We start from the raw sequence: 21779 nt of genomic DNA on the forward strand, positions 1-21779 counted from the left end.
ACCCTGTAGGAGCGAGGCTTGCCCGCGAAGAATGCCCCGCGGTCTAACAGAAAAACTGAGTTATCGTTCTTCGCGGGCAAGTCGGATCGCCGCACCGCTCGCTCCTACAGGAACAGTGCAAGGCCAATCAATAAAACCACCTCCAGCAATTCCAGCAACGCCCCCGCCGTATCGCCCGTGGTCCCGCCCAATCGCCGCAGCATCACCTGCCGCAACCAGACAAACACCAGCGCCGCCAACACCAACGCCACGACACCGCCGAGCCCTGCAATCAGCACACAAGCCAATGCACTGACCGCCAGCACCTGCTTGCCGGCCAGACGCGGCAGATGATCGGCCAGCGCCTGCCCCAAGCCACCGGCCCGCACATACGGCGTGGTCAGGAACAACCCCAGCAACGCAGCACGGCCAATCAACGGAACGATGATCAGAAAAACGCTGTGCTGCTGCTCAATCAATGCCAGCAACGCCGCGAACTTCAGCAGCAACACCAATACCAGCGTGACCACCGCTATCGGACCGCTGCGCGGGTCCTTCATGATCGTCAGCGTTCGCTCGCGATCGCCAAAACCACCGAGCCACGCATCAGCGCTATCAGCCAGGCCGTCGAGGTGCAACGCACCGCTGAGCAACACCCAAACCGTCAACAGCAACGCCGCGTGCAGCAACAACGGCGTGCCCGACAACGCCCAGTTCAACGCCCACAAGATCCCGCCGAACAACAGCCCCACCAGCGGATAAAACAGCAGCGAGCGCCCCAGTTCCTGCGGCGCCGGCATGCCCGGCAGACGAATCGGCAGGCTGCTCAGAAATTGCAGGGCGATCCAGAACGGCAACATGATCAGATCGCTTCCTTGAGAATGACGCCGGGTTCGACGTTCAACGAAAACAGCGAACCATGGCCCACTTCAACGTTGAGCAACTGCTCGCGCGGCAATCCCCGCGCCTGCGCCAGCAACAAACGCATGACGCCGCCATGACTGATCAGCAACACACGCTCGCCCGCGCAGGCAGCCTGCAAACGCCCGACCGCGGCCAGTACTCGCGTCGAAAAATCCGCGACGCGCTCACCCTGCGGCGGCGTAAACGAATAGGGGTCGGCCCAGAACAAACCCAACGCCTCGGCATCCGTTTCCATCAGCGCCGCTGCGCTCTGCCCTTCCCAGGCACCGAAATGCAGTTCCTGCAGATCTTTATCCAGCTGCACGGGCAAACCCAGTTGCGCACCAAGTTCTTCGGCGAACCGCGCACAGCGTTGCAATGGCGAACTGACCAGACGATCCCATGGCCCCTGCGCGACCACCGCTGCGCGCATCTGCGCCCAGCCTGTGGCGGTCAGTGCATCGTCGAGGCTGCCGCGCAAACCGCCGCCCAGTTCGGTTTCGCCGTGACGCAACAGGTCCAGGCGCAAGGTCATGCCGGACGGTCCGCCACGGCGGCTTCGGCGAAGGTCGCCATTTGCCCGTGGAGGTCACACGCCAGGCGCAGCAACGGCACGGCCAACGCCGCGCCGCTGCCCTCGCCCAAGCGCAGACCGAGGTCCAGCAAGGGTTCGGCGTTCAGGGTTTCCAGCACATGGCGATGACCCGGCTCGGCACCGCGATGCCCGAACAACAGCCACTCGCGGCAATGCGGATTCAAGCGCACCGCCACCAATGCGGCGACGCTGCAAATGAACCCGTCCACCAGCACCGCGACACCTTCCTGGGCACACGCCAGATACGCGCCGACCAGTGCGGCGATTTCAAAACCACCGAGGTTGAACAGGGTTTGCAGTGCATCGCCACGCTGAGCGCTGTGCAAGGCCAAGGCACGTTCGATGACCTGAGCCTTATGACTGACACCTGCCGCATTGAGGCCGGTGCCCGGCCCGGTCAAGTGCACCACCGGACAATCCAGCAAGGCACAGGCCAACGCACTGGCCGCCGTGGTGTTGCCGATGCCCATCTCGCCGCCGATGAACAACTGCGCGCCCGCCGCAATGGCGCGCTGCACGCTGTCGCGACCGGCCTGCAAGGCGAGTTCACCCTGGGCTTGAGTCATGGCCGGGCCGTCGACAAAATTCGCGGTGCCGGCACCGATGTTCAAATGGCGCACACCCGGCAGATTCAGCGACGGCGTGACCGTGCCGAGGTCGACCACTTCGAGCGACGCGCCGAGTTGGCGCGCCAACACACTGATCGCCGCGCCACCGTTGACGAAGTTGTGCAGCATCTGCCCGGTGACTTCCTGGGGAAACGCCGACACACCTTCGGCGACCACGCCATGGTCGCCGGCAAAAATCGCGATCCACAGCTGATCCAGGCTCGGCTTGACCTGCCCCTGCAATCCCGCCAACTGCACCGCCACCGACTCCAGCCGCCCGAGGGAACCGGCCGGTTTGGTCAGTTGCTGTTGCCGGGCTTCAGCCTGCTCGACGGCTTGGGCATCGATCGGCTTGCACGGGTTCAGCCACCAGGATTGAGTCATAACGCAGTTCCTTTCAGAGTCAGGGGCAGGCCGGCGACGGTCAGGACGACTCGCTGACAGCGCTCGGCCAAAGCTTGATGCAGCCAACCGGCTTCATCGACGTAGCGGCGAGTCAATTCGCCCAGCGGCACGACACCCATTCCGGTCTCGTTGCTGACAAAAATGATTTCACCCGGCAATTGCGCCAGGCAGTTCAGCAGGGCTTCGCGTTCGGCCGTCAGGCGCTCGGCGTCGTCGAGCATCAGCAGATTGGTCATCCACAGGGTCAGGCAATCCACCAGCAGGCAGCGCTCGGCACGGGCGGTTTCACGCAGGACGCGGGCCAGCTCAACCGGTTCTTCGATCAGCGCCCATTCGGCTGGACGACGGGCGCGGTGGTGGGCGACCCGCTCGCTCATTTCACCGTCCAGGGGTTGGCTGGTGGCGATGTAGGTCACCGGGAGCTGGCTGTCTGCTGCCAGTTTTTCGGCCAGGCGACTTTTGCCGGAACGGGCGCCGCCGAGGATCAGTTGCAGCATGGTTCATTCCTTCAAATAGGCGGTGCGGTCAATGGCCTCTTCGCGGGCAAGCCTCGCTCCTACGGGTTTGCGCGACTCTCGATCTTGTAGGAGCGAGGCTTGCCCGCGAAGGGGCCAGAACAGCCACCTCAAATCCCGCAGAGCTCACGCAACAGTCGGGTATCCAGATGCTTCTCCACCAAATCCGCCAACCGCTCGATATCTCGCTCACGCACCCCGTGGTAATCCACTTCCTGCACATCCTGCAAACCCGCCCAGCGCAACAGCGCACTGCACGCCGCCGGCGATTCAAACAGGCCATGCAGGTAGGTGCCGAAAATCTGCCCGTCGCCACTTTGCGCACCATCGCAACGACCATCGTCCAGCTGCACGGCGGCATTTTCCAATGCCGGGCCGGTGGTGACGCCGGCATGAATTTCGTAGCCGCTGACCGGCGCATCTTCCAGCGCCAGACGCCCGCTCACATTGCGCAACTGCTTCTCTTCTTCCAGTTGCGTTTCGAACGCCAACAACCCCAAACCGGCGCTGGAGCCCGGCGCACCTTCAAGGCCCAACGGATCGTGCACCTGCTCGCCGAGCATTTGCAGGCCGCCGCAAATACCCAGGACTTTTCCGCCGTAGCGCAGATGGCGGGCGATGGCGGTTTCCCAGCCGTTGGCGCGCAGATACGCAAGGTCGCTGCGCACGCTTTTCGAGCCAGGAAGAATGATCAGGTCGGCGGGCGGAATCGGCTGGCCGGGGCCGATGAATTGCAGGTCGACTTGCGGGTGCAGGCGCAGCGGATCGAAGTCGGTGTGGTTGCTGATGCGCGGCAACACCGGCACCACCACTTTGAGCACTTGATCGGCCTTGTCGGCCTGGCGCTGATCGATGCCGTCCTCGGCTTCCAGATGCAGGTCCATCACGTACGGCAGAACGCCAATCACCGGTTTGCCGGTGCGTGCTTCCAGCCAGTCGAGGCCCGGTTGCAGCAAGGCAATGTCGCCGCGAAAACGGTTGATGATGAAGCCTTTGACCCGTGCCTGCTCGCTTGGCGACAGCAGTTCCAGGGTGCCTACCAGATGCGCGAACACCCCACCGCGATTGATGTCGGCGATCAATACAACTGGGCAATCCACTGCCTCGGCGAACCCCATGTTGGCGATGTCGCCGGCGCGCAGATTGATCTCGGCCGGCGAGCCTGCGCCTTCGACCATGACCACTGGATACGCCGCGCTCAGCCGCGCATGGGAGGCCAGCACCGCTTGCATGGCGATGGTTTTGTAGTCGTGATAGGCGACCGCGTTCATGGTCGTGACGGCGCGCCCATGGATGATCACCTGGGCACCGGTGTCGCTATTGGGTTTGAGCAATACCGGGTTCATGTCGGTGTGCGGTTCGAGGTTGGCGGCCTGAGCCTGCACGGCTTGCGCGCGGCCGATCTCGCCACCGTCAGCAGTCACGGCGCTGTTGAGCGCCATGTTCTGCGGCTTGAACGGCACCACGCGCACGCCCTGCCGCGTAACCCAGCGACACAACGCCGTCACCAGCGTGCTTTTACCGGCGTCCGATGTAGTGCCTTGCACCATCAGCGTAGTCATCGGCTTTCCTTGGCGTAATCTGTAAACGCTTGCGCGAGACGGGTCCAGTCGGCTTCTTCGCCGGGCAGGCCGAAACGCAGGCTGCTGTTGTGGGTGAACAACCGCAGCAGGATGCCGCGTCGGGCCATGAACTCATGCAGCTCTTCGGCGCACTCGGTCACCAGCCATTGAAACAACGCGCAACCGCCCTGAGGTTTGAAGCCGTGTTCTTCAAGCAACAGCGCCAACCGTTTGCTGGCTTCTTCGGTACGCAGACGTTGTCTGGCGTGGCCTTCGGCATCCTTCAGGCAGGCTTGCCCCAACACGCGGGTCGGCCCGCTGACGGCCCAGGGGCCGACTTGTTCGGCGAGCAACTTGAGCAACTTGCGCTCCGCCAGTACGAAGCCCAAGCGCACCCCGGCCAGACCAAAAAACTTGCCGAAGGAACGCAGCACGATCAAGCCCACCATATGGGCACATGGCGCCAGACTCAGCTGCGGCGTGTTGTCCATGAAGGCTTCGTCGACTACCAGCCAGCCGCCGCGCTGCGCCAGCCTGGAATGCCAGTCGAGCAGACGGCTCGGGGTCAGGCTCAAACCCGTCGGATTGTTCGGATTGACCACCACCAGCACATCGAGACTGTCGAGGAAGAAGTCGACTTCCTGCTCCAGCACTTCACGCACGATGTAACCGTTGCGACGCCAGGCTTCGGCGTGCTCGGCGTAACACGGCGACAGCACGCCCACCTTGCCGTCCCGCCGCAAACGCGGCAGCAACTGGATCGCCATTTGCGAACCGGCCACCGGCAACACCTGCGCGGTGCCGTAATAATCACAGGCGGCCTGCTCCAGACCGTCATCGTTTTCCGGTAACCGCGCCCAGGCGCGCAACGGAATGTCCGGGACTGGAAACGGCCAGGGCGCGAGGCCGCTGGACAGGTCAAGCCAATCGGCTTCGGCGATACCGTATTCGAGCGCAGCCTTGCGCAACCGTCCACCGTGTTCAAGCATAGAATTCAGCTCCCACGCAGAGAATCAGCAGCCATAACCATACCCCGCGCTGGACCAATTGCCAGCCACGGTCAATGGAGTCGGCGTCCGCCGGCACGCCTTCGCCCAGCTGCGGACGCTGATGCAACTCGCCGTGATAAATCGCCGCCCCGCCCAACTCGACACCCAGCGCACCCGCCCCCGCAGCCATCACCGGCCCGGCGTTCGGGCTGTCCCAGGTCGGGCCCTGGGTGCGCCAGCATTTCAGTGCAAGTCGGGTTTTGCCCAGCAGCGCGTAGGTCAATGCCACCAGCCGCGCCGGAATGTAGTTGAGTACGTCGTCGATTTTCGCCGCCGCCCAGCCAAACCGTTCGAAGCGTTCGTTGCGATAGCCCCACATCGCATCCAGCGTATTGCTCAATCGGTAGAGCACCACGCCCGGCGCACCGGCCACGGCAAACCAGAACAGCGCAGCAAACACCGCGTCGCTGCCGTTCTCCAGCACCGATTCGGTAGCGGCGCGGGCCACTTCGGTTTGATCCAGTTCGCTGGTCTGGCGACTGACCAGATAGCCAACGCATGTGCGCGCCTCCTCCAGATCATCACTGCGCAGGGCCTTGGCGACCGGCTCGACGTGTTCACCGAGACTGCGCAGGCCGAGGGCGCAATAGAGCGCGAGAATTTCAACGATCCAGCCAACGTAAGGCGCCCAGGAAAACGCCGTGGCCAGCAAGGTCAGCGGCAACACCGCAATCACCCATGCCGTTACGCCGTGGCTGCGCCAGCCGCGCCCGCCACCATTGAAACGTTGCTCGATGCGGTCGGCAAAACGGCCGAACGCCACCAGCGGATGCCAGCGTTTGGGTTCACCCAGCAGCGCATCCAGCGCAACCGCGGCGACACTCAACAACGCCACACTCATTGACTCACTCCCCAATAATTTTCGTACAGCATTTCACTGAGCGGGCGCGCTTGCGCCCAGCCTTCGAGTACCAGCATCGGCGCCGGATAGAATTCCTTGACCGGGCCCAGGCAAAGAACAGCCAAAGGCTTGGCCCCGGCGGGCAAACCCAGCAGGTCGGCTAGGGCTTGCGGCTCGAACAAAGAGACCCAGCCCATGCCGAGTCCTTCGGCACGGGACGCCAGCCACAGGTTCTGGATTGCGCAGGACAACGACGCCATGTCCATTTCCGGCAAGGTGCGACGGCCAAAGATGTGCCGCTCGCGATCGTCCATCAGCGCAGCGACCAGCACCTCGGCGCAGTCGTTGATGCCTTCGACTTTCAACTTCATGAATTCATCGGTGCGCTCGCCGAGGGCTTCGGCGGTGCGCATGCGCTCCTCTTCCACCAGCAACTGGATCTTGCCGCGCAGGGCCCGGTCGCTGATGCGGATGAACCGCCAGGGCTGCATCAGGCCGACGCTTGGCGCCTGGTGCGCGGCGTCGAGCAGACGCCGGAGCAACTCGGGTTCGACGGTGCCGCCGCTGAAGTGGCGCATGTCGCGGCGTTCGGCGATTGCTCGGTAGACCGCTTCGCGTTCGGCTTCCGAAAAGGCGTTGTCGGTCATGGCCTCATCGCTGGCAAGCCAGCTCCTACAGGGGTTAGGTGATCAACTGTAGGAGCTGGCTTGCCAGCGATGGCGGCCTCCCGGTCAGGCGCAAACAACGCGGCAATCGCGGTCGGATTCGACGGAAAATAAAAATGCACATAAGAAGCGGTCATCCGCCCCTCACGATAAACCGCCTCCGCCCCACGCCCGCCATTCGGGCTCAGGCCACGAGCAATCGGCTCAAGCTCGGTGCTGGTCAGCGAGTGATGATAGGTATGCCCGCGCAGCGAACCTTCCGGCAAGTCAACCGCCTGCAACGCCAGCGCCGCCAATCGTTTCTGCATCACCGCATCACCGGCCAGCAAACCAACCAGCTCCGCCCGCGTGCCTTCGACATCGGTCAGCGAATCGAGCAAATACAACATGCCGCCACACTCGGCCAGCAAGGGTTTACCCGCCGCGTGATGAGCGCGAATGGCGTTGAGCATTTGAGTATTCCGAGACAGCGCCACATGGTGCAATTCCGGGTAGCCGCCCGGCAGATAGAGGCTGTCAGCCTCCGGCAATTGCGTGTCGCGGATCGGCGAGAAGAATGACAATTCGGCGCCCATGGCCCGAAGCAAATCCAGGCTCGCACCGTAGGTGAAAGCGAACGCCTCATCACGGGCCACGGCGATTCGGACACCGGCCAGCAACGGCTCGGCGGCGATCACTTCTGGAGCGGCGAATTCCACAGGCGGCGGCAGCGTAACGTCGCAGCTGTTGGCCAGCGATTCGGCCGCCGCGTCGAGGCGCAGGTCGAGGTCATTCAGCTCGCTGGCTTGCACCAGACCAAGATGCCGACTCGGCAGCTCGATCCCGGTTTCCCGGGACAACGCGCCGTACCAGCGCAAGCCTTCCGTCAGGCTGCCTTCGAGCAATTGCGCATGGCGCAAGGTGCCCACGCGGTTGGCCAGCACGCCGGCGAACGGCAAGTCCGGCTGATACTTCGCCAGCCCCAGCGCCAGCGCACCAAAGGTCTGCGCCATCGCCGTGCCGTCGATCACCCCGAGCACCGGCACACCAAAGTGCCGCGCCAGATCGGCGCTGGACGGCGTGCCGTCGAACAGGCCCATGACACCTTCGATCAGGATCAGGTCCGCTTCACCGGCGGCTTCCCACAACAGTCGACGACTTTCCTGCTCGCCGACCATCCACATGTCCAGTTGATACACCGGCGCACCGCTGGCGCGCTCGAGAATCATCGGGTCGAGAAAGTCCGGGCCGCATTTGAACACGCGCACCTTGCGACCCTGATTGCGATGCAAACGGGCCAGCGCGGCGGTGACGGTGGTCTTGCCCTGACCGGAGGCCGGCGCGGCAATCAAGACCGCCGGGCAATGACGTGGTTGATTCACAGCTCGACGCCTTTTTGCGCTTTGATCCCGGCCTGGAAGGCGTGCTTGATGACGCCCATTTCAGTGACGGTGTCAGCCAGCTCGATCATTTCCGGCTTGGCGCCGCGACCCGTGACGACAACGTGTTGCATCGGCGGACGCGCCTGCAAGTCACTGAGCACCTGATCAAGGTCGAGGTAGCCGTGCTTGAGGGCGATATTCAGTTCATCGAGCACCACCAGGCCGATTGACGGATCGCGCAACAGTTCGCGAGACACTTCCCACGCGGCTTCGGCGGCGGCGATGTCACGCTGGCGGTCCTGGGTTTCCCAGGTAAAGCCCTCGCCCATCACATGAAAACGCACCTGCTCCGGGAAGCGTCGGAAGAACAACTCTTCGCCCGTGCTGCTGCGCCCCTTGATGAACTGCACCACGCCGCACTGCATGCCGTGGCCCATCGAGCGGGCGAGCATGCCGAAGGCCGAGCTGCTTTTGCCCTTGCCGTTGCCGGTCAGCACCAGCAGCAGGCCGCATTCATTCGGGGAATTGGCGATGCGTTCGTCGATCACGGCTTTTTTGCGCAGCATGCGCGCCAGATGGCGTTCGTCACGATCGGGAGTATCAGTCATGGGGGAGCTCTCCGTTGAGGCTGGATAACGGCGGGCAGGCACAAGAATAGACGGCAAGAAGCCTGGCATCGCCCACCGTGATGCCGCTGAATGGATCAGGCCGGTCTCCGGGCTCATGAGCGGCGTTTCGCCTGACTGCGCGCCTTCCCATATCGACATTCGACACAGTGGCTCAAGGCGCAGCCTTCACTCATTTACCGTTGCGGGGGCAGCGCCGGGATCGTGACTGTTCATGAGTTGAACGAGCGCACACACCGGCTTCCCTGTTTCACTCTGTCGACTGACGCCACAGAGCACCTGAAACAAGCCGCGAAGGTTAGAGGGTTGGGGGTGGAGCGTCAATTAAAGCCGGGAGACCGCCGGGCGAATAACTGCCGTCGATCAATAAAATGACGCCAATCTTGTGCCACACTCTCAGCAGTGATATCAAAGCGCCACAACCTGACAACACAATAACAAGGGTGAGCCACATGCAAGGCATGACCATCAGCAATCCGAAGCTGGAATTCCTGCGCCCGGTGCTGGAGCGCTGGTTTGACTGTATCGACCGCTACAACGCGGTGCGCGGCGATAACGACACGCCTTACTGGTACGACGAAAAAGCCAACCTCGGCTTGCTCTCGGCTGCCGCGTGGATGGCGGAAATGGTCACGCTGCAGAACACACCCACCCGCAAACAAAACGAGGAAGGCGAACGCAACGCCCGCGCCGACCTGTTCATCGCCAGCAGCGAAGAACGCGCCTACCTCCAGGCCACGCAACGCTGGCCACGGGTCAACAGCTTGAACCTGACGCAGGCCCTGGCCGATATCACCAGCGACGCCAAGCGCATCAGCTACGCCAGCGACCTGAAACTCGGCTGCCTGTTCGTCGCCCCGCAAAAGGCCCAGCACGGCGCCACGCCGGAAGAACTCCAGGACATGGTCGACGACCTGCAAAAGGAACACAGCTGCGCGGTCGCCTGGTATTTCCCCTACGCCTACCGCAAGTTGCGCAACGAAGCGGGCAACTATCATCCCGGCATCGCCGTACTGTTCAAGGAAGCCCGCGGCTGACCGGTTGAACCATCGCGGGTTTGCACTTCTCTATTGATCAGGTCACTGCATTTATAGGGAAGATCAGCATGCACAAGCCCCTGCTCGTTCTCGTCATCGCCCTCACAGGAGGGCTCGCTGCCTGCAGCGAGACCTCCACCCTGCAAGTCTCCGACGGCACCGGCCCGTCCCCTCGACTGCCAGAACCGAACAAGACCCTGATCCCGACAGTCAACATCGCCCCGGCAATCGGCTGGCCGGACGGCGCGAAACCCACGGCAGCAACGGGAACGCAAGTGGCGGCATTTGCTGAAAACCTCGATCACCCGCGCTGGCTGTACGTGCTGCCGAACGGTGACGTGCTCGTCGCCGAAACCAATGCGCCGCCCAAACCCGATGATGGCAAAGGCGTTAGAGGCTGGGTCATGAAGAAAGTCATGGGCCGCGCCGGTGCCAGCGTCCCAAGCCCGAACCGGATCACGTTGCTGCGCGACAAAGACCACGACGGCATCGCCGAAACTCGCACGGTGTTTCTGGAAAACCTTAATTCGCCCTTCGGCATGACCCTGGTCGGCAATGACCTGTATGTCGCCGACACGGACCGCTTGCTGCGATTTCACTACCAGGACGGCACCACGACCATCAAGTCGCCGCCGATCAAAGTGGTTGATCTGCCGGGCGGCACGCTGAATCACCACTGGACCAAAAACGTGATCGCCAGCAAGGACGGCAGCAAGCTGTACGTCACGGTGGGTTCCAACAGCAACGTCGCCGAAAACGGCATGGATCAGGAAGAAGGTCGCGCGGCGATCTGGGAAGTGGATCGCGCCACCGGCAAGCATCGGATTTTCGCCTCGGGCCTGCGCAATCCCAACGGCATGGCCTGGGAACCGCGGAGCGGCGCGTTGTGGACGGCGGTCAACGAGCGAGATGAAATCGGCAGCGACCTGGTGCCGGACTACATCACCTCGGTCAAGGACGGCGGGTTCTATGGCTGGCCTTACAGCTACTACGGCCAGCACGTCGATATTCGCGTCGAGCCGCAAAACCCGGACCTGGTGGCTAAGGCCATTGCTCCGGACTACGCGGTCGGCCCGCATACCGCCTCACTGGGTCTGACGTTCGCTGAAGGCAACAGGCTGCCAGCGCAATTCAAGGAAGGCGTGTTCATTGGCCAGCATGGTTCATGGAACCGCAAGCCGCACAGTGGTTACAAAGTGATTTTCGTGCCGTTCAGTGCCGGCAAACCGAACGGAAGCCCGGTTGACGTGCTGACGGGCTTCCTCAATGACGAGGAAAAAGCCATGGGCCGGCCGGTGGGTGTGGTGATTGATCAGCAGGGTGATTTGCTGGTGGCGGATGATGTGGGGAATAAGGTGTGGCGGGTGTCGGCAACCCAGTAACTGCGCCACACACATACCCTGTAGGAGCAAGCTTGCTCGCGATAGCGGTGCATCAGGCAACATCAATGTTGGATGTACTGCCCTTATCGCGAGCAGGCTCGCTCCCACAGGGATCAGCGTTACCGCTTGCGGCAGAGGGTTAAACCATCGCCCAGCGGCAACAACGACAGATCCACACGCGAGTCATCCTTCAAGGCACAGTTGAGCGCCTGGATAGCGCGGGTGTCTACGCTTTCGGGATTCGGCTCCAGCACCCTCCCGCTCCACAGGGTGTTATCGAACACCGCCAGACCACCAACGCGCAGCAGACGCAACGCGTGCTCCAGGTAGGCCGGATAGTTGGCCTTGTCGGCATCAATGAAAATCAAATCGAATTGACCGGGTTGATCCAGCCGAGCCAGGGTTTCCAGCGCGGGCGCCAGGCGCAGGTCAATTCGTTCGGCAACGCCCGCTTCCTTCCAGTAACGGAGCGCCGTGGTGTTGTAGTCGCCGGGGATATCACAGCAAATCAGCGAACCGTCATCCGGCAATGCCGCCGCCATGCACAAGGCGCTGTAACCGGTGAAGGTGCCGACTTCCAGCAAACGCCTCGCGCCGGTGAGTTTCACCAGCAATGCGAGGAACTGCCCCTGCTCCGGCGCCACCTGCCAGCGCGCCATCGGCAGCGCCTGGGTTTCATCGCGCAAACGCTTGAGCAGCGGCGTTTCCCTAAGGGAAACGTCGAGCAGGTATTGATACAGGGAATCGTCGAGATTGAGTGTGCGGGCGGTCATGACGACCTCTGCGAACTAGGGGTTACGCGCCAAATGCTCGGGTTGCAGAACACGCTTGGCGCTCAGGTAAGCTTTCTGCCAATACGCTTTGGACAAGCTGTCGAGCTTCACCGTGCCGCCAGTGGCTGGTGCATGGACGAAACGGCCTTCGCCAACGTAGATCCCGGCATGGCTGACCTGGGAGCCGCCATTGGTGGCGAAGAAAACCAGGTCGCCGGTTTGCAGGCCTTCCTTGCCGACATTGGCTGCCTGCATGCTGATCATCTCGCGCGTGGTGCGTGGCAGGGAAATGCCCGTCACGTCACGATAGACATAACCGATCAGACCGCTGCAATCGAACCCGGAATCTGGCGTATTGCCGCCCCAGCGATAAGGCGTGCCCACGAGGCCCAAGGCGCGAAACAACACGTCTTCCGCCTCAGGCGAAAAGGGTTGCGCGGAGCCGAAGACAATGGGTGCGCGAACCACCGGCGCAGGTGGCGGTGTGCGGCTGGCGCAGGCACTGAGCAGCGCTGCGAAGAACATGAGTGCGAGGCGGGCCGACATCGTCATAAGCAGAACATCCTGATCTGGCTGCGGCTTTTTCCACCGCAAAGGCAGAAAAGAAAACCGCCTGCGCAGGACGCAGGCGGTTTGCCATCAATAATAGATCAGGATTCTAGCGGGTACACGGCAAACTTCAAGTAAGACTTTAAGTTCGCCTTACAAACTGTCGGCCTACTCTGTTGCAGAGAGGCCGTTGCCGCCACTGATGTGGCGACAGGCTGGACAATTACTTGCGTGCCGTGACCACGGTCGGGGCCATCGCGAGTGCGCGCTTGGCTTCGATGAAGGTTTTGCTCCAGTAGCTGTCGCCCAGGCTATCGACCCGGACACCACCGCTTTTGCGGCTGCTGGAGTGGATGAACTGGTTGTCACCCAGGTAGATCCCGGCGTGACTGACACGACCGCGGCGACCATTGGTGGCGAAGAACAGCAGATCGCCCGGCTTGAGCGCGCTACGGGAAACCAGTGGCGCGTCAACGTTGATCATTTCGCGAGTGGAACGCGGCAGGTTCATGCCGGCCTCTTCACGAAACAGGTAACCGATGAAGCCGCTGCAATCGAAGCCAGCCTCGGAGGTGCCGCCGAAACGGTAACGGGTACCGATCAGGGACATGCCACGCTCGAGGATGCTGTCGGCCAGAACCGGAAGCTGGTAGGACTTGCCGTCGGCGAAGTCTGCCAGTTCTTTATCGGTGGCCAGTTCTTCCTGGAAAAGAACGGAAGAAGATTGCGCGGTAACTGAATTTTTAACCTGCTGTTGTTGCTCTTGCTGGGACACTGGAGAGTGAGCAGCGCAACCGAACAACAGGGTGACGAGTGCGAGAGGCACGAGGGGTGCGAAGCGATTTAGCATGGGCACGACCGTGGCTGATAGTTGTAAAGAAGCCGAGACTATGCCCGCTATCAACCTCATTTGCAAATTCAATCGAACTTTATGTGACTTCTTGGTTTCGCGTTTACATCTAAGCGCTTAAGCCCCATTTAGACGCTCGCGCAGCCTGCCCCATGCAGGAAAGCGGATTTTGTGGCGCCTGAAATATGCCGCAACCCCTGAAAAACCTGGGCCTTACCAGCCCAACGTTTCTTTCAGGAACGGAATGGTCAGCTTGCGTTGAGCTTGAAGGGAGGCCTGATCGAGACGCTCAAGCAGCTCGAACAGCGCGCTCATGCTGCGAGTACCGCGAGTCAAAATAAAATGCCCGACTTCGTCGGTCAGGTGCAGGCCGCGACGGGATGCGCGCAGTTGCAAGGCACGCAATTTGTCTTCGTCGGACAGCGGACGCATCTGGAAGATCAGCGCCAGGGTCAGGCGGGATTTCAGGTCCGCCAGCTTCACCGGCAATTCACGCGGCGAGGTCGATGCCGCAATCAGCAAACGCCGACCGCTGTCACGCAGGCGATTGAACAGATGGAACAACGCCTCTTCCCAATCCGCGCGCCCGGCAACCGCTTGCAAGTCGTCGAGGCAGACCAGTTCGTATTGTTCGAGGTTGTCGAGGATTTCGATACCGCGATCCAGCAGCTCGGCCAACGGCAAGTACACCGCTGGCTCCCCCAACTGTTCAAAGCGCAGACAGGCCGCCTGCAGCAGATGCGTACGCCCTACCCCGTCCTTGCCCCAGAGATAAATCAGGCTTTCGGTCCAGCCGGCGTCGGCTTCGCAAAGCCGCTCGACATAGCCGAGTGCAGCGGCATTGGCGCCTGGGTAGTAATTGATAAAGGTAGCGTCATCACGCAGACGCACACCTAGGGGCAGCTGAATCGGTTTCATGCTGACTGAACAGTTCCAAAGGAACCGTTAGTGGCCTCTGTGTAAAGTTTGCGAAGTTTATACCCGTGACGCTGACCGCACAATGCGACAGACCATAAGCAAAATCAAAGGTTTGCGTTATCGCACCGGTTTTATGACAGTTTCTTTGGCGGCGCATGTGACAGCCACGCAAGGGATACGGGCCAGCCTGGTACTGAACCAGGCCGCCCGCGACGGGCCATCAGCGAACCTTACAGCTCAGGTTCATCGACGCCACTGTAGATATCAGAATCTTTATACAAATCATGCACATGGCGCACAAGAACCATGATCACCGCCGCTACCGGGAGCGCCAGCAGCACGCCGGTAAAACCGAACAGCTCACCGCCGGCCAGAATCGCGAAGATCACCGCCACCGGATGCAGGCCGATCCGGTCGCCCACCAGCAACGGCGTCAGCACCATGCCTTCCAGCGCCTGGCCGACCATGAACACCACAACGATGCCAATCATCGGGTACAGGTCGCCACCAAACTGGAACAGGCCGGCAATCAACGCCGCGCCAATCCCGATGACAAACCCCATGTACGGCACAATCGCCGCCAGACCGGCGATCATCCCGATCAGCAACCCCAGCTCGAGCCCTACCAGCATCAGGCCCGCCGAATAGATCACACCCAGCGCCACCATGACCAGCAGTTGCCCGCGCACGAACGCCCCCAGCACTTCATGGCATTCGCCGGCCAGAATCACGACGCGCTCTTCACGAGCGCGGGGCAACAGGCTGCGGATCTTGGCCATCATCACGTCCCAGTCCCGCAGCAGGTAAAAGCTCACCACCGGGATCAGCACCAGATTGGCCAGCCAACCGATCAACGCAAGGCCGGAAGCGGTCGCCTGACTCAACACCATGCCGACAATGTCGGTGGTCTGGCCCATGTGTTCGCTGATTGCCGCCTTGAGTTTGTCGAATTTCCAGAAGCCATCCGACAACCCGAACTTCGATTGCGCCCACGGCAATGCAGTGTGCTGCAACCAGTCGAGCATCTGTGGCGCCAGTTCATACAAGCGAAACAACTGCTTGGCGAGCATCGGCACCAGCACCAGCAACAACGTGGTGAAAATCAAAGAGAACAACGCGAACACCGCCACCACGCCCCACGTCCGCGAGAGCCCGGCCTTTTCCAGGCGATCCACCAGCGGGTCGAACAAGTAGGCCAACAGCAGCGCCACCAGGAACGGCGTCAGAATCGGATGCAACAGCCAGATAAACGCGCAGAGCAGAACCACTCCACCCAACCAGAACCAACGCCGCGTATCGGCCATGTACCACTCCATATGCATCTATATAAAGAAAGAAAACCTTACCAACGGAAACGCAGTTGCGGCACCGGTGCAGGCGTTGGCGCAACAGCGGGCGCCGAACCCTGGACCACCGGCTGGACAGGCGCCGTGGGAGCAGGTGCCTCACCCGCCGGAACCTCCTGCAACTTCGCCAGCGACAACTGCGAGCGCAACTGCTCGGCGCTGCCATTGACCCGGTAGAGAATACGGTTACCGTCAACACTTTGCAGACGCGCGCCAAACGGCTCAAGCAAACGCCCGAGCGTTGCATAGTGCTCCAGGTTCATGCCCTGCACTTCCAGCAGCTGCTCACCCGAAGTGCCTGGCTTGACCACAAACCGTGGCGCCAGACGCTGACTGACCGCCAGCAGCACCGCGTCAGCCACAGCGGCCTGATCCGCGCCCTGCACGCTGCCCGCCTCCTTCTGATCGCCCAGCCACAAATGCCATTTGGCCTGCCACTGACCGCCCTCCTCCCGCGCATGCACCGCCAGCAAGGCATCGGCGTTGTAACGCTCCGATGCACCGCGCAGTGGCGCTGCATCCGTACCTTCCAGATTCGGTGCGGTGGCGACCAATTGTTCACTCAAGTCCGCCAATGGCAGACGCAGCGGCAGACCACGATGTTGTGCGGCACGACGCAGCGGCGCAGCAGCGGCCTGCCCATCACCGACCAGGCTCGAACCTTCGGCGGAATCATTCAACCACCAACCGAGGATCGACGGCCGGTTTGCCCCCCACAGCGACAGCCCGGCACGGCGCAACGCCTGTTCGGTGGAGGCCGGGTCGAAATCGACTTTCAGCACTTCCGGCGGGCCGGCGTCGAAGCCGTACTGACTGATGATCTGCTGCGGGTCCTTGCGGACGGCCGCCAACCCCGGACTTTGCGCTGCCTTGGGGTCGCCGGTCAGGCGCAATACCAGCGTGTCGAGCGCACGCTGGGTGGCTTGATCGCGCTCTTCAGGCGCCTGACTGGTGACTGGCTCGCGCACCTGATAAAGGCCTTTTACGGTTTCAGCATGACTCGCCAGGCTGACCAGGGACAAACAACCCACAAACAATGATCTGAAAAAACGCATGGAGGATTCCTGACGACAAGAGCGGCTGGAACTGACCGCATGAAGACAATCGAGCAAGGCTGTGACCATCGCCCGACGCAAAACATTCACACGTCCCGGTTAAGTTTTTCGCACTGCCATAACGATAGACGGTTAATCGCGATACCTTATACAGCCAAGCGGGAGACGACCAACACGGGCAATTACGGTTTTTTTGTATCGATATGCCCCTGCTGTCGGCCTGAGGATGGCCGCTGCCCCTCAAGCCTGATAAAATCGCGCGCCTTCGCAGACCGGCAACAGCCGGGCAGTGTCGGAATAGCGCGCATGGCACTCGCCTTCGTCTGTTCCGACAGTCCCACTGGACCCGGTCGTTACCCCTGAATCCCCCCTAAAGGCCTGGATCATGAGCAAGCAACCCTCCCTGAGCTACAAGGACGCCGGTGTAGACATCGACGCCGGTGAAGCATTGGTCGAACGCATCAAGAGCGTCGCCAAGCGCACTGCGCGCCCGGAAGTCATGGGCGGCCTGGGCGGTTTCGGCGCCCTCTGCGAAATCCCGGCCGGCTACAAGCAGCCTGTGCTGGTTTCCGGCACCGACGGCGTCGGCACCAAGCTGCGCCTGGCGCTGAACCTGAACAAACACGACAGCATCGGCATCGACCTGGTCGCCATGTGCGTGAACGACCTGGTGGTCTGCGGCGCCGAGCCGTTGTTCTTCCTCGACTACTACGCCACCGGCAAACTCAACGTCGAAACCGCGACCCAGGTCGTGACCGGTATCGGCGCAGGCTGCGAACTGTCCGGCTGCTCCCTGGTCGGCGGCGAAACCGCTGAAATGCCTGGCATGTACGAAGGCGAAGACTACGACCTGGCCGGTTTCTGCGTCGGCGTCGTGGAAAAATCCGAAATCATCGACGGTTCGAAAGTCGCTGCCGGCGATGCCCTGCTCGCCCTGCCGTCTTCCGGCCCGCACTCCAACGGCTACTCGCTGATCCGCAAGATCATCGAAGTCTCCGGTGCCGACATCGAAAACATCCAGCTCGACGGCAAACCGCTGACCGACCTGCTGATGGCCCCGACCCGCATCTACGTGAAGCCGCTGTTGAAGCTGATCAAGGAAACCGGCGCGGTCAAAGCCATGGCCCACATCACCGGTGGCGGCCTGCTGGACAACATCCCGCGTGTACTGCCAAAAGGCGCTCAAGCGGTAGTTGACGTGGCGAGCTGGAACCGCCCTGCCGTGTTCGACTGGCTGCAAGAGAAAGGCAACGTCGACGAAAACGAAATGCACCGCGTACTGAACTGCGGCGTCGGCATGGTGATCTGCGTGGCTCAAGAGCACGTTGAAACCGCGCTGAACGTTCTGCGTGAAGCTGGCGAGCAGCCTTGGGTCATTGGTCAGATCGCTACTGCTGCCGAAGGCGCAACCCAGGTTGAACTGAAGAACCTCAAGGCTCATTAATGTCCGTCACCTGTGATGTGGTGGTGCTGCTGTCCGGCACCGGCAGTAACTTGCAGGCCTTGATCGACAGCACGCGGACCGGCGACAGCCCGGTCCGCATCGCTGCGGTGATTTCCAACCGCGCCGACGCCTACGGCCTGCAACGCGCCAGGGACGCGGGTATCGACACCCGCTCCCTGGATCACAAGGCTTTCGAAGGCCGCGAAGCCTTCGATGCCGCGCTGATCGAACTGATCGACGCTTTCAATCCCAAACTCGTGGTCCTGGCCGGTTTCATGCGCATCCTCAGCGCTGATTTCGTGCGCCACTACGCGGGTCGCCTGCTCAACATCCATCCCTCGCTGCTACCCAAATACAAAGGGTTACACACTCATCAGCGCGCGCTGGAGGCCGGCGATACTGAACACGGCTGTTCCGTGCACTTTGTCACCGAGGAACTCGATGGCGGACCACTGGTCGTACAGGCAGTAATACCGGTAGAGTTGCACGATTCGCCGCAGAGTCTGGCGCAGCGAGTTCATACCCAGGAACACCTGATCTACCCGATGGCCGTACGCTGGTTTGCAGAAGGTCGCTTATCACTCGGTGAACAAGGTGCTTTACTGGATGGCAAGTTACTCGCGGCCAGTGGCCACTTGATTCGAACCTAGGAGATTTTATGCGTCGCGCCCTGCTCTTCGCTTGCGCTCTGCTTGCCCTGCCTTTCGCGCAGGCTGCAGAACTTCAACCCTTCTCCGCCAGCTACACCGCCGACTGGAAGCAGCTGCCCATGAGCGGCACCGCCGAGCGCAGCCTGACCAAGGAAGCCAACGGCGTCTGGAAGCTCAGCTTCAAGGCATCGATGATGATTGCCAGCCTGACCGAAGAAAGCACCCTGACCCTGGACAAGGACACCCTGCTGCCACAGTCCTACCACTTTGAGCGCGGTGGCCTGGGCAAAGCCAAGAAGGCTGACCTGGATTTCGACTGGACCACCAAAATGGTCACCGGCACCGATCGCGGCGACGCGGTCAAGATCCCGCTCAACCGCGGCATGGTCGACAAATCCACTTACCAGTTGGCCCTGCAGCATGACGTGGCCGCCGGCAAGAAAAGCATGAGCTATCAGGTGGTCGATGATGGTGAAGTCGATACTTATGACTTCCGCGTGCTGGGCTCGGAAAAAGTCGACACCAAGGCTGGCCAGATCGACGCGATCAAGGTCGAGCGCGTGCGCGACCCGACACAAAGCAAGCGCATCACCGTGCTGTGGTTCGCCAAGGATTGGGATTACCTGCTGGTTCGCCTGCAACAGGTCGAAACCGACGGCAAGGAGTACAACATCATGCTCCTCGACGGCAAGGTCAACGGCAAGGCTGTCAAAGGCAGCTGATCCGCAGTGATACGAAAAAGCCCCGCAATTGCGGGGCTTTTTTTTGACATATAAAGGGAGGGTTAACCAGGTATCTCAGGTGGTCAGCCCGTAAAGCCAGGACGACCTACCACCAGAATCATGCACAGCCGTCACCCAACGACCGCAGGGCTGGACCACACAATCAACCGGATGTCCGGGATAATATCTGAAGCCCGACCATCCAAAATCGGTATCGATTGGTCCGCTGGGCAAGAATCGAGAACACACGAGTTCAGCTCCTCCAGACTCACCAATGACAAGCAATTTACCATCACTTTGCTCGCTAATTGAGTGCCATCTGCCAAGCAACCGCTGAGTTATTACTGGCTGCCCACCATTAAAACCCTGCTCTAGTTTGCCGTTCTTATCCAACCCCACCAGCAATGCCCCGATACCCGCATTTTGAGCATTGCCACCCACGCAACGGATGCGATCATCCTGCAAGAGCAGCATCTCAAAAAAGGCAAACTCTACCCCCTCTGCCGCAAAAAACGAAAACCCCTCGACTCCAAAAGTGGTGTCCAAGGTGCCGTCTGCTTTAAACCCCGCCACAAAGCTTTGGCCTGTCATATACCCTGCGACAATAATCCGGCCACTGCTCTGGACCGAAACCGCCCTCGATAACATGGCGGAGGCAGCAGAGGGGATTTCGACTTTACCGTCGACGCCAAACGACGAATCCAGCTCTCCATTGGCCAACAGCCTGACCAGCACCGGACTATACTTGCCGCCTACCGAATAATGGCAGGTCACAATTATCTTGCCGTCCGGTTGCAAGCATCCACGGATACCATTCAAGAGAGTGTGCGAGTCAGGATACAAGCTGTGTATTTTTCGCCCGAAGACAAGATCCGGACTTCCACTGGAATTAACGCGAGTCAGGGCCAGCCGTGATTTACCCCCTTGGTCGGAGTTACCAATCAACAGGATTTTCCTGTCAGGTTGTAGCAATGCCGCTCCCAGGATAGAAGAACCCGCATCTTCAAAACGCCATTTCAGCACTCCTCCGGTGCCAAAGGTTTGGTCCAACACACCGTTTTTACTCACGCGGCATAGAAAGAAGTCGCCGCGCGTTAATGCTGGCGCTGTCATCGCCAGCGTCATCGACTCGCCTTCGTCCAAGAGTGACACCACTCTGCCTGTGCCCGCCGGTGCCTGAAATTTTCCGCCTGTGGCAAAAGAAGGGTCGAGCTCACCGCTCGCCGCCACACCGGGTGTATCGTTATGCGTCACCATTGCTTCTCTCCTTGAACTTGAAAAAGGGAACATCTTGCCTTGGGCAAGAGCGTGCATAACACCCATTGAGCTCCGCCCCATGCAGAAAGGATTGCGTCCCGTCGAGTTGATTCAAACACGCTCAACGAAGCCCGACTACTGTCATAAATGACAGTTACCCCCCCCCCCGGCAAGAGTTTGGAAGGCATCTCAGAAGGAATGCTCTATACCTTCAAGGTCTTTTTTGATCGAATGACTTTTCCTACTGCCGAGGTTCCCCATGACAGTCACCGTCAATACCGTTTCCGCCGAAGGTTTTCGCCACAGCGTACAAATCGATGACCACGAACTCTTCGCCGATGTCCCGACATCGTCCGGTGGCGAAGGCTCGGCGCCTGAGCCGCACGACTATTTCGATGCAGCGCTCGGCGCATGCAAGGCCCTGACCCTGAAGCTCTACGCGAAGAAGAAAGGCATCCCGCTGACCGGCGTTGGCGTAGAGGTCAAACGCGACAACAGCGAAGAGCAAAAAGGCAAATACGCCCTGCACGTCAAACTGACCCTCAAGGGCGTGCTCACCGACGCCCAGCGCGACGAACTGCATCGCGTGGCCGACCGCTGCCCAGTGCACAAGCTGATGACCACCAGCGAAGTCAGCATCGAAACCCATCTGTCCGAAGGCGCGTTCAGCCAATAGCGGCAAGGCTC

Annotated in this window: 23 protein-coding genes and 1 riboswitch; of the genes, 6 read left to right on the plus strand and 17 right to left on the minus strand. The window is 61.0% G+C overall.

Annotated elements, in window-relative coordinates:
• Nucleotides 1-104 precede the first annotated feature (104 nt).
• The 10 genes from IB246_RS17525 to cobO form a co-directional block, all read right to left on the minus strand.
• Nucleotides 105-839 (minus strand): adenosylcobinamide-GDP ribazoletransferase, encoded by a 735-nt coding sequence (locus IB246_RS17525; RefSeq protein WP_008039188.1) that lies wholly within the window; start codon nucleotides 837-839, stop codon nucleotides 105-107.
• Nucleotides 840-841: 2 nt separating this feature from the next.
• On the minus strand, nucleotides 842-1417 hold the full coding sequence (gene cobC, locus IB246_RS17530; RefSeq protein ID WP_008039189.1) for an alpha-ribazole phosphatase family protein: 576 nt from the start codon (nucleotides 1415-1417) through the stop codon (nucleotides 842-844).
• On the minus strand, nucleotides 1414-2469 hold the full coding sequence (gene cobT, locus IB246_RS17535; protein WP_008039190.1) for a nicotinate-nucleotide--dimethylbenzimidazole phosphoribosyltransferase: 1056 nt from the start codon (nucleotides 2467-2469) through the stop codon (nucleotides 1414-1416). Before cobT ends, cobC begins: the two co-directional genes overlap by 4 nt.
• Nucleotides 2466-2987: a bifunctional adenosylcobinamide kinase/adenosylcobinamide-phosphate guanylyltransferase gene (cobU, locus tag IB246_RS17540; protein WP_008039191.1), complete on the minus strand. Its 522-nt coding sequence runs from the start codon at nucleotides 2985-2987 to the stop codon at nucleotides 2466-2468. The genes cobT and cobU overlap by 4 nt, the downstream gene beginning before the upstream one ends.
• Nucleotides 2988-3115: 128 nt before the next feature.
• The gene (locus IB246_RS17545) at nucleotides 3116-4567 is read right to left on the minus strand and encodes a cobyric acid synthase (RefSeq protein ID WP_008039192.1); all 1452 of its coding nucleotides are present in this window, start codon (nucleotides 4565-4567) and stop codon (nucleotides 3116-3118) included.
• Entirely contained in the window at nucleotides 4564-5556 is a 993-nt protein-coding gene (gene cobD, locus IB246_RS17550; RefSeq protein ID WP_008039193.1) for a threonine-phosphate decarboxylase CobD, read from the minus strand. Before cobD ends, IB246_RS17545 begins: the two co-directional genes overlap by 4 nt.
• Nucleotides 5549-6457: an adenosylcobinamide-phosphate synthase CbiB gene (gene cbiB / locus IB246_RS17555; RefSeq protein WP_008039194.1), complete on the minus strand. Its 909-nt coding sequence runs from the start codon at nucleotides 6455-6457 to the stop codon at nucleotides 5549-5551. Before cbiB ends, cobD begins: the two co-directional genes overlap by 8 nt.
• Nucleotides 6454-7104, minus strand: a complete 651-nt coding sequence (bluB, locus tag IB246_RS17560) for a 5,6-dimethylbenzimidazole synthase (protein WP_008039195.1) — start codon at nucleotides 7102-7104, stop codon at nucleotides 6454-6456. Before bluB ends, cbiB begins: the two co-directional genes overlap by 4 nt.
• Nucleotides 7101-8483, minus strand: a complete 1383-nt coding sequence (locus IB246_RS17565) for a cobyrinate a,c-diamide synthase (RefSeq protein WP_008039197.1) — start codon at nucleotides 8481-8483, stop codon at nucleotides 7101-7103. The genes bluB and IB246_RS17565 overlap by 4 nt, the downstream gene beginning before the upstream one ends.
• Nucleotides 8480-9091 (minus strand): cob(I)yrinic acid a,c-diamide adenosyltransferase, encoded by a 612-nt coding sequence (gene cobO, locus IB246_RS17570; protein WP_008033559.1) that lies wholly within the window; start codon nucleotides 9089-9091, stop codon nucleotides 8480-8482. Before cobO ends, IB246_RS17565 begins: the two co-directional genes overlap by 4 nt.
• A gap of 80 nt (nucleotides 9092-9171) precedes the next feature.
• Nucleotides 9172-9407: riboswitch (cobalamin riboswitch) on the minus strand.
• Between the two features lie 154 nt (nucleotides 9408-9561).
• On the opposite strand from cobO, the gene IB246_RS17575 reads away from it, so the two are divergent.
• Nucleotides 9562-10146: a hypothetical protein gene (locus IB246_RS17575; protein WP_008033558.1), complete on the plus strand. Its 585-nt coding sequence runs from the start codon at nucleotides 9562-9564 to the stop codon at nucleotides 10144-10146.
• Between the two features lie 68 nt (nucleotides 10147-10214).
• On the plus strand, nucleotides 10215-11528 hold the full coding sequence (locus IB246_RS17580; protein WP_008039214.1) for a PQQ-dependent sugar dehydrogenase: 1314 nt from the start codon (nucleotides 10215-10217) through the stop codon (nucleotides 11526-11528).
• 119 nt (nucleotides 11529-11647) lie between these two features.
• Here the strand turns inward: IB246_RS17580 and IB246_RS17585 are convergent, their stop codons facing one another.
• The 6 genes from IB246_RS17585 to IB246_RS17610 all read right to left on the minus strand — a co-directional run bounded on the left by IB246_RS17585 (nucleotide 11648) and on the right by IB246_RS17610 (nucleotide 17019).
• Nucleotides 11648-12301: an O-methyltransferase gene (locus IB246_RS17585; RefSeq protein WP_008039215.1), complete on the minus strand. Its 654-nt coding sequence runs from the start codon at nucleotides 12299-12301 to the stop codon at nucleotides 11648-11650.
• Between the two features lie 15 nt (nucleotides 12302-12316).
• Entirely contained in the window at nucleotides 12317-12853 is a 537-nt protein-coding gene (locus IB246_RS17590) for a C40 family peptidase (RefSeq protein ID WP_008033547.1), read from the minus strand.
• Between the two features lie 220 nt (nucleotides 12854-13073).
• The gene (locus tag IB246_RS17595) at nucleotides 13074-13700 is read right to left on the minus strand and encodes a C40 family peptidase (RefSeq protein WP_008033546.1); all 627 of its coding nucleotides are present in this window, start codon (nucleotides 13698-13700) and stop codon (nucleotides 13074-13076) included.
• A 213-nt stretch (nucleotides 13701-13913) separates the two neighbouring features.
• Nucleotides 13914-14618: a DnaA regulatory inactivator Hda gene (gene hda / locus IB246_RS17600; protein ID WP_008033543.1), complete on the minus strand. Its 705-nt coding sequence runs from the start codon at nucleotides 14616-14618 to the stop codon at nucleotides 13914-13916.
• 230 nt (nucleotides 14619-14848) lie between these two features.
• Entirely contained in the window at nucleotides 14849-15922 is a 1074-nt protein-coding gene (locus IB246_RS17605) for an AI-2E family transporter (RefSeq protein WP_008039216.1), read from the minus strand.
• A gap of 38 nt (nucleotides 15923-15960) precedes the next feature.
• Nucleotides 15961-17019: a DUF2066 domain-containing protein gene (locus tag IB246_RS17610; protein ID WP_008039217.1), complete on the minus strand. Its 1059-nt coding sequence runs from the start codon at nucleotides 17017-17019 to the stop codon at nucleotides 15961-15963.
• A 385-nt stretch (nucleotides 17020-17404) separates the two neighbouring features.
• On the opposite strand from IB246_RS17610, the gene purM reads away from it, so the two are divergent.
• Genes purM through IB246_RS17625 form a run of 3 tightly spaced genes read left to right on the plus strand, consistent with a single transcriptional unit; the run spans nucleotide 17405 to nucleotide 19835 of the window.
• Entirely contained in the window at nucleotides 17405-18463 is a 1059-nt protein-coding gene (purM, locus tag IB246_RS17615; RefSeq protein ID WP_008039218.1) for a phosphoribosylformylglycinamidine cyclo-ligase, read from the plus strand.
• Entirely contained in the window at nucleotides 18463-19113 is a 651-nt protein-coding gene (gene purN / locus IB246_RS17620) for a phosphoribosylglycinamide formyltransferase (protein ID WP_008039219.1), read from the plus strand. The genes purM and purN overlap by 1 nt, the downstream gene beginning before the upstream one ends.
• 8 nt (nucleotides 19114-19121) lie before the next feature.
• Nucleotides 19122-19835, plus strand: coding sequence for a DUF3108 domain-containing protein (locus IB246_RS17625; protein WP_008039220.1), 714 nt, complete (start codon nucleotides 19122-19124; stop codon nucleotides 19833-19835).
• A gap of 75 nt (nucleotides 19836-19910) precedes the next feature.
• Here IB246_RS17625 and IB246_RS17630 read toward each other — a convergent pair whose 3' ends face one another.
• A complete protein-coding gene (locus IB246_RS17630) occupies nucleotides 19911-21092 on the minus strand; it encodes a delta-60 repeat domain-containing protein (protein WP_008039221.1) in 1182 nt (393 codons plus the stop codon).
• Nucleotides 21093-21351: 259 nt separating this feature from the next.
• Between IB246_RS17630 and IB246_RS17635 the strand changes: the two genes are divergently transcribed.
• Nucleotides 21352-21768 carry an OsmC family protein gene (locus IB246_RS17635; protein ID WP_008039222.1) on the plus strand — a complete coding sequence of 139 codons (417 nt, stop codon included), beginning with the start codon at nucleotides 21352-21354 and terminating at the stop codon, nucleotides 21766-21768.
• The last annotated feature ends 11 nt before the right edge of the window (nucleotides 21769-21779 follow it).

Source organism: Pseudomonas sp. PDM01 (genome assembly GCF_014852325.1).
Lineage (GTDB): Bacteria > Pseudomonadota > Gammaproteobacteria > Pseudomonadales > Pseudomonadaceae > Aquipseudomonas > Aquipseudomonas migulae.

Coding starts and splice junctions, on each gene's coding strand:
- IB246_RS17635 (WP_008039222.1), top strand. CDS start 21,352: ATGACAGTCACCGTCAATACCGTTTCCGCCGAAGGTTTTCGCCACAGC.
- IB246_RS17605 (WP_008039216.1), bottom strand. CDS start 15,922: ATGGCCGATACGCGGCGTTGGTTCTGGTTGGGTGGAGTGGTTCTGCTC.
- IB246_RS17575 (WP_008033558.1), top strand. CDS start 9,562: ATGCAAGGCATGACCATCAGCAATCCGAAGCTGGAATTCCTGCGCCCG.
- IB246_RS17525 (WP_008039188.1), bottom strand. CDS start 839: ATGTTGCCGTTCTGGATCGCCCTGCAATTTCTGAGCAGCCTGCCGATT.
- hda (WP_008033543.1), bottom strand. CDS start 14,618: ATGAAACCGATTCAGCTGCCCCTAGGTGTGCGTCTGCGTGATGACGCT.
- IB246_RS17590 (WP_008033547.1), bottom strand. CDS start 12,853: ATGACGATGTCGGCCCGCCTCGCACTCATGTTCTTCGCAGCGCTGCTC.
- cbiB (WP_008039194.1), bottom strand. CDS start 6,457: ATGAGTGTGGCGTTGTTGAGTGTCGCCGCGGTTGCGCTGGATGCGCTG.
- cobU (WP_008039191.1), bottom strand. CDS start 2,987: ATGCTGCAACTGATCCTCGGCGGCGCCCGTTCCGGCAAAAGTCGCCTG.
- cobT (WP_008039190.1), bottom strand. CDS start 2,469: ATGACTCAATCCTGGTGGCTGAACCCGTGCAAGCCGATCGATGCCCAA.
- IB246_RS17580 (WP_008039214.1), top strand. CDS start 10,215: ATGCACAAGCCCCTGCTCGTTCTCGTCATCGCCCTCACAGGAGGGCTC.
- purN (WP_008039219.1), top strand. CDS start 18,463: ATGTCCGTCACCTGTGATGTGGTGGTGCTGCTGTCCGGCACCGGCAGT.
- IB246_RS17595 (WP_008033546.1), bottom strand. CDS start 13,700: ATGCTAAATCGCTTCGCACCCCTCGTGCCTCTCGCACTCGTCACCCTG.
- IB246_RS17630 (WP_008039221.1), bottom strand. CDS start 21,092: ATGGTGACGCATAACGATACACCCGGTGTGGCGGCGAGCGGTGAGCTC.
- IB246_RS17610 (WP_008039217.1), bottom strand. CDS start 17,019: ATGCGTTTTTTCAGATCATTGTTTGTGGGTTGTTTGTCCCTGGTCAGC.
- cobD (WP_008039193.1), bottom strand. CDS start 5,556: ATGCTTGAACACGGTGGACGGTTGCGCAAGGCTGCGCTCGAATACGGT.
- IB246_RS17585 (WP_008039215.1), bottom strand. CDS start 12,301: ATGACCGCCCGCACACTCAATCTCGACGATTCCCTGTATCAATACCTG.
- cobO (WP_008033559.1), bottom strand. CDS start 9,091: ATGACTGATACTCCCGATCGTGACGAACGCCATCTGGCGCGCATGCTG.
- IB246_RS17545 (WP_008039192.1), bottom strand. CDS start 4,567: ATGACTACGCTGATGGTGCAAGGCACTACATCGGACGCCGGTAAAAGC.
- bluB (WP_008039195.1), bottom strand. CDS start 7,104: ATGACCGACAACGCCTTTTCGGAAGCCGAACGCGAAGCGGTCTACCGA.
- purM (WP_008039218.1), top strand. CDS start 17,405: ATGAGCAAGCAACCCTCCCTGAGCTACAAGGACGCCGGTGTAGACATC.
- IB246_RS17625 (WP_008039220.1), top strand. CDS start 19,122: ATGCGTCGCGCCCTGCTCTTCGCTTGCGCTCTGCTTGCCCTGCCTTTC.
- cobC (WP_008039189.1), bottom strand. CDS start 1,417: ATGACCTTGCGCCTGGACCTGTTGCGTCACGGCGAAACCGAACTGGGC.